Raw genomic sequence first — 6,043 nt, forward strand, 5'->3', positions numbered from 1 at the left:
AGCCAGGAAAGCGACGGCGAAGCGGCGTGTGCAGCGCAACAGGAAGACGATCGACCTGACGACCACAGCTTCGATCCGTCCGAGCACCGCGGCAGAGTCGACAGCGGCGGCGGCAGCGGCCGACGGCGGCCAGTACTCGGCGATCATCGCCCGCTATGCGGCGGCGGAAGGCGTGCCGGTGTCGCTGGCCAAGGCGGTCATCAAGATCGAGAGCAATTACCGGCCGAACATCGTCGGCAGCGCCGGCGAGATCGGCCTGATGCAGATCAAGCCGGCGACGGCGCGCATGATGGGCTACAGCGGCTCGGTCAAGGGCCTGTTCAATCCCGACACCAACATCAAGTACGGCATGAAATACCTGGCCATGGCGCGCGGCCTCGGCGGCGGCACCACCTGCGGCACGATCCTGAAATACAATGCCGGCCACGCCGCGACTCGGATGAACCCGGTGTCGGCCGCCTATTGCAGCAAGGTCAAGGTGCAGATGGCGGCGCTCGGTTCGCCGGCATGATGAAGCTGGGGTAACCGCCTTTTTCGTTTGCGTTTTCAGGCGCGAACCCCTTTATACGCTCTGCCAGCTGGCCGGGCGGCCGCACCCGCGAAGCCGAAAGGCTGCGGGTGAGGAAAGTCCGGGCTCCATGGAGACACGGTGCCGGTTAATGGCCGGCGGGGGCGACCCCAGGGAAAGTGCCACAGAAAGCAAACCGCCGCGGCGTTCGGCTCTGCCGGATCCGGGGCAAGGGTGAAAGGGTGGGGTAAGAGCCCACCGCGCGACTGGCAACAGGAGCGGCATGGTAAACCCCACCGGGAGCAAGACCGAATAGGGGCGGTGCGAGGGGAAACCTTCGAGGGCTGTTTCCGGCCCACCGCCCGGGTAGGTTGCGTGAGGCGCATGGCAACATGCGCCCAAGATGAATGGCCGCCGCGTTCCCGTGCCGCAAGGCGCGGGGGCCATACAGAACCCGGCTTACAGGCCAGCTGGCAATTTTTCTCCGCGATATCGCCGTGAAATCCATTTGATATCAGTGGACTGCGCCGTCCGGCGTGCGCTCTGATTCAACCGCCAAGGCGGTCGAGCGATGCCTCGATCGCTTGCCAAAGCTCTTCCACCGGCTCGCAGCCAATGGACAGGCGCACGAAGCCCGGCGGCACGGCGTCGCCCCTTTTGGATCGCCGTTCGGCCGAGGTGTGGACGCCGCCGAAAGAGGTTGCCGCCTGCATCAGGGTGCAGTTGTCGATGAAATCCTCGGCCTTCTGCTCGGAGGCCAGGTCGAACGAGATCAGGAAGCCGAAGCGATCCATCTGCGCGCGCGCCAGATTGTGCGAGGGATCGCCGTCCAAGCCGGGAAAACGCAGGCCGCTGACCGCCGGATGCTGTCTCAGCCGCCTGGCGATTACCTCCGCCGAGGCGCACATGCGGTCGAAGCGCACCTCCAGCGTCTCGAGGCCGCGATGCACCAGCCAGGCCTCGAACGGCCCGGGAATGCCGCCGGCCGTCTCGCGCCAGTCCCTTACCTTGGCGACGATATCTGGATTGCGGCTCGCGACATGGCCAAACAGCACGTCGGAGTGGCCGTTCACCGCTTTGGTGTCGGCGGAGACGACGATATCGGCGCCGAGGTCGAGCGGGCGCTGGCCGTAGGGCGTCATCGTCGTGTTGTCGACAACGAGGAGCGCGCCTCGCGCATGGACAGCGTTGGCGACTGCGGCGATGTCGCAAATGTCCAGCCGCGGGTTAGACGGGCTTTCGACGAAGACAAGCTGGTAGCCGTCGAACCCTCCGTCGAGAAAGGTTGGGGTCGGCCTGGTGTCGCAGGCGACGCCGAACGGCTTCAGGAAGCGTTCCGCCAGCGCGCGCGTGGCGTGATAGCCGTCGGCAGGCAGAAGGACGCGGTCGCCGGATTTCAGCAGCGCGAAAAACACCGACGAGATCGCGCCCATCCCCGACGGGAAGGCGAGGCATTGCGCGTCTTCCAGATGACCGAGCGCATGTTCGACGGCGCGCCAGGTCGGATTGTCGTAGCGGCCATACTGGTCGAAGCCCGCTTCTTCGCCAGGTGTGTGGAAGATCGAAGCCATGGTCAGCGGCAAGGGGATCGGATCGCCCTTGGCGAAATCGCGGCTGCGCAAGTGGGCAAGTGCGGCGGCACGTGACTTCGCCGTTTCGGACATCGACCATTCACCTCCTGTTGGCCGCCAAAGGCAGCGGAGCATTGGCGCGACGCTAGGCGTGGGCGCGGTCCGCAGCAAGCCGCGTCCCTTGGGCCACAGCCCTCTAAACGCTTCGTTAGGCTTAATGGACGATAAAGATCAGACGTGCCGTCAGGCTGCTCTTTCTGGTTGTGGCGAGCGCGTTTGTGAAGCTCGCTCCCGTTGACGCCCATAGTACCCCATGATATCCCATTCCGATACCAAAGCCTTCGTTCCGTGTCAGGGTGAAGCGTACGCCAATCGGGCAGCCGCTGGGGCTGCGCGTTTGCGAGCTTTCGCCTCGTTGAACGAAGCGGAATTTCGGGAAGGGACGCGCTGCGGCGGCGCGGACGGGATGATGGAAAGGGGTGCGGCGGCGGAAGCGGCTGTGGCGCGTGATGGACCGGTTTCTGTCGAACACGGTGAGCAGGATCGATGCGAAGGGACGGGTCTCCGTTCCGGCGCATTTCCGCGCCGTCGTTCAGAAGCGGGGCTATTCGGAGCTCTATGCGCTGCGCTGCCTGGATCTTCCGGCGATGGATGTCGGCGGTCTCGACCTGCTCGACCGCTACGAGCAGCGCATCGCGCAGGAAGATCCCTTCCTGCAGACGGCGGACGACATGTCGTTCTTCTGCCATGGCGATGGTACGTTCCTGAAGCTGGATCAGGACGGGCGCATAACGATGACCGACTTCATCCGCGAGCACACCGGCATTTCGGCGGAAGTGGCCTTTGTCGGCCGCGGCAATTTCTTCCAGATCTGGGAGCCGGGACGGCTTGCCGCCTATGGGGCGCAGGCGCGCGCCCGGCTGTTGCAGCTTCGGCAGGGGACGAAGCCTGGGGAGCGACCGGAATGATGGCTGGCCACGGCGAGGATATCAACGCCGTTGGCGGACTGGCCCGCCACATTCCGGTCCTCCTTGCCGAAGTGCTGGAGGCGCTGTCGCCCAAGGCCGGCGATCTGATCGTCGACGGCACCTTCGGCGCCGGCGGCTATACCAGGGCCATCCTGGCAAGCGGTGCCTCGGTCGTGGCCATCGACCGCGATCCCGATGCCATCGCCGCTGGGCGTTCGCTGGAACAGCAATCCGGCGGCAGCCTGACTCTTGTCCAGGCGCCGTTTTCGATGCTCGACGAGCATGTCGAAAGCGCCGACGGGGTGGTGCTCGACATAGGCGTCTCCTCCATGCAGCTCGACCAGGCCGAACGCGGCTTCTCGTTTCGCGCCGACGGGCCGCTCGACATGCGCATGGCGCAGGCGGGCCTGAGCGCCGCCGATGTCGTCAACAGCTTCAAGGCGGGCGACCTTGCCCGCATCTTCGGCTTTCTAGGCGAGGAGCGTCATGCCGGCCGCATTGCCCGCATGATCGAGAGCCGGCGCGAGAAGCGGCCGTTCGAACGCACGCTCGATCTCGCCGACGCCATCGAGACGCATATCGGCCGCGCACCGAAGGACAAGATCCATCCGGCGACCCGCGTCTTCCAGGCGTTGCGCATTTTCGTCAACGACGAGCTCGGCGAACTGGCACGCGCGCTGTTCGCGGCAGAGCGGGTGCTGAAACCCGGCGGCCGGCTCGTCGTGGTGACCTTCCATTCGCTGGAGGACCGCATCGTCAAGCGCTTCATCGCCGACCGGGCTGAGGCCGCGAGCGGCTCGCGCCATATGCCTGCGGCACAAGCCCGCCTTGAGACCTTCCGCAAGGCCGGCGGCGGTGTAACCGCAGGCGATGCGGAGATATCGGCCAATCCGCGCGCGCGCTCGGCTAGGCTGCGCGCGGCAATCCGCACCGAAGCGCCGGCGCGCGCGGGCGATTTTTCGATTTTCGGCCTTCCAAAGCTTCCCGCCGTCGAGCGGCCGGGGGAGAGGTGAGCGCGTGTTTCGTACCAGCGACATAGTCCTGATCGCCGTCATGGTCTCGGCGGCGGCCCTGACCTACAAGACCAAGCGCGATGCCGAGGAGCAATTGGCTTCCGTGCAGAAGATCGAGGCGCAGATCCGCTACGAGGAGGACACGATCGATCTTTTGAAGGCGGACTGGAGCCTGCTCACTCAGCCCTCGCGTCTGCAGAAGCTCGCCGAAATCTACAAGTCGCAGCTCGAACTGGAACCGGTCAATGCGCGCCAGATCGTCAACCTGGACGATCTGCCGGCAAAGCCGGTCAACATCGAGGACCTCTCGTCGCAGCGGCTGGGCGGCATGGCCGACAATTCCGACAAAGGGCCCAAGGGCGCCAAGGACCCGATCGTGACCGGAGGCATCGTGCAATGATCGCCAGGTTCTCGATGCTCGGAGGACTGCTGAGGCGCCGCAAAAGGCAGGATGACGACGGCTCGATCGTGGTCGACGGCGCCCGCAAGGCGACCGGCGGCAGGGCCAAGACCCGCATCGTGATGACGATGGCGGTGTTCTTCGGCATCTATTCGGCCATCGCCGGCAGGCTTGTGTACCTCGGCTTCCAGAGTCCCGACATGTCGGGCGGCCCGCAGAACCGCGTGACGGCCTCGCGGCCCGACATCGTCGACCGCAATGGCGAGGTGCTGGCGACCGATATCAAGACGGCCTCGCTGTTTGCCGAGCCGCGCCGCATCGTCGACGCCGACGAGGCGATCGAGAAGCTATCGACCGTGCTGCCCGAGATCGACTACGAGCAGACCTACCACAAGCTGAAGAGCGGCGCCGGCTTCGTTTGGCTGCAGCGGCAGCTGACGCCGAAGCAGCAGGCCGATATCATGCAGCTTGGCATTCCCGGTTTCGGCTTCCGCACGGAAAAGCGCCGCTTCTATCCGAGCGGCGAAACCTCCTCCTACATTGTCGGTCTCACCAACATCGACAATCAGGGCATCTCCGGCATGGAGAAGTATATAGACGACCAGGGCCTGACCGACCTGCAGGCGTCGGGCCTGGCTGTGGCGAGAGACCTGAAGCCGGTGCGGCTGTCGATCGACCTGCGCATCCAGAACGTCGTGCGCGACGAGGTGGCCACCGGCATGGAGCGGTTCCATGCGATCGCGGCGGGTGCCGTCGTCCTCAATGTCAAGACCGGCGAAGTGATGGCGATGGCCTCGGTGCCGGATTTCGACCCGAACAATCCCTACAACGCTCAGGACAAGGACCGGCTGAACCGCATGTCGGCCGGCCTCTATGAAATGGGCTCGACCTTCAAGAGCTTCACCACCGCCATGGCGCTGGATTCCGGCAAGGTGACGCTGGAAAGCCGGTTCGACGCTACGCGGCCGATCAGGATCGGCCGCCAGACGATCCACGACTTCCACAGCAAGGGCCGGGTGCTGTCGGTGCCGGAGGTGTTCATCTATTCCTCCAACATCGGCTCGGCGAAGGAGGCCGAGGCCGTCGGCATCGAGGGGCACCGCGAATTCCTGCATCGCCTCGGCGTGCTCGAGAAGATGCAGACGGAATTGCCGGAAGTGGCGCGGCCGACCGAGCCAAAGGTGTGGAAGCAGGTCAATTCGATCACGATCGCTTTCGGCCATGGCGTGTCCACGACCCCGCTGCAGACGGCGGTGGGCTGCGCCGCCCTGATGAACGGCGGCTTTCTGATCGAACCGACTTTCCTGCCACGCACGGCGCAGCAGGCGATGGAAGTGGCCAAGAAGGTGGTCAGCGAAAAGACCGTCGAAGGCATGCGCTATCTCTATGCGCTCAACGCCGAGAAGGGTTCGGGCAAGAGCGCCAGGGTTCCGGGCTACCGCGTCGGCGGCAAGACCGGCACGGCGGAGAAGGTCGTCAATGGCCGATATTCCAAGGAGAAGAATTTCAACGCCTTCGTCGCCGCTTTCCCGATGGATGATCCGCAATACATCGTGCTGACGATCGCCGACGAGCCGAAGCCG

The 6,043-nt window shown here is 64.9% G+C and carries 6 protein-coding genes and 1 other RNA gene; 6 read left to right on the forward strand and 1 reads right to left on the reverse strand.

The window, feature by feature from the left end; all coding sequences use genetic code 11:
• Both EOA33_RS21055 and rnpB read left to right on the forward strand, forming a co-directional pair.
• Nucleotides 1-511: transglycosylase SLT domain-containing protein (locus EOA33_RS21055; RefSeq protein ID WP_145989222.1), on the forward strand; the 511-nt coding region annotated here is incomplete at its 5' end.
• A gap of 63 nt (nucleotides 512-574) precedes the next feature.
• Nucleotides 575-986, forward strand: an RNA gene (gene rnpB, locus EOA33_RS21060) — RNase P RNA component class A.
• A gap of 70 nt (nucleotides 987-1,056) precedes the next feature.
• Here rnpB and EOA33_RS21065 read toward each other — a convergent pair.
• Nucleotides 1,057-2,172 (reverse strand): cystathionine gamma-lyase, encoded by a 1,116-nt coding sequence (locus EOA33_RS21065; RefSeq protein WP_127406475.1) that lies wholly within the window; start codon nucleotides 2,170-2,172, stop codon nucleotides 1,057-1,059.
• Nucleotides 2,173-2,588: 416 nt separating this feature from the next.
• On the opposite strand from EOA33_RS21065, the gene mraZ reads away from it, so the two are divergent.
• The 4 genes from mraZ to EOA33_RS21085 form a co-directional block, all read left to right on the forward strand.
• The gene (gene mraZ / locus EOA33_RS21070) at nucleotides 2,589-3,047 is read left to right on the forward strand and encodes a division/cell wall cluster transcriptional repressor MraZ (RefSeq protein WP_056573299.1); all 459 of its coding nucleotides are present in this window, start codon (nucleotides 2,589-2,591) and stop codon (nucleotides 3,045-3,047) included.
• Entirely contained in the window at nucleotides 3,044-4,060 is a 1,017-nt protein-coding gene (gene rsmH / locus EOA33_RS21075) for a 16S rRNA (cytosine(1402)-N(4))-methyltransferase RsmH (protein ID WP_126053891.1), read from the forward strand. Before mraZ ends, rsmH begins: the two co-directional genes overlap by 4 nt.
• A 4-nt stretch (nucleotides 4,061-4,064) precedes the next feature.
• Nucleotides 4,065-4,460, forward strand: coding sequence for a hypothetical protein (locus tag EOA33_RS21080; protein ID WP_126053892.1), 396 nt, complete (start codon nucleotides 4,065-4,067; stop codon nucleotides 4,458-4,460).
• Nucleotides 4,461-4,474: 14 nt separating this feature from the next.
• The coding region (locus EOA33_RS21085; RefSeq protein ID WP_145989223.1) for a penicillin-binding protein 2 at nucleotides 4,475-6,043 on the forward strand (1,569 nt) is incomplete at its 3' end.

Origin of the sequence: Mesorhizobium sp. M4A.F.Ca.ET.050.02.1.1 (genome assembly GCF_003997725.1) — a bacterium.
GTDB lineage: Bacteria > Pseudomonadota > Alphaproteobacteria > Rhizobiales > Rhizobiaceae > Mesorhizobium.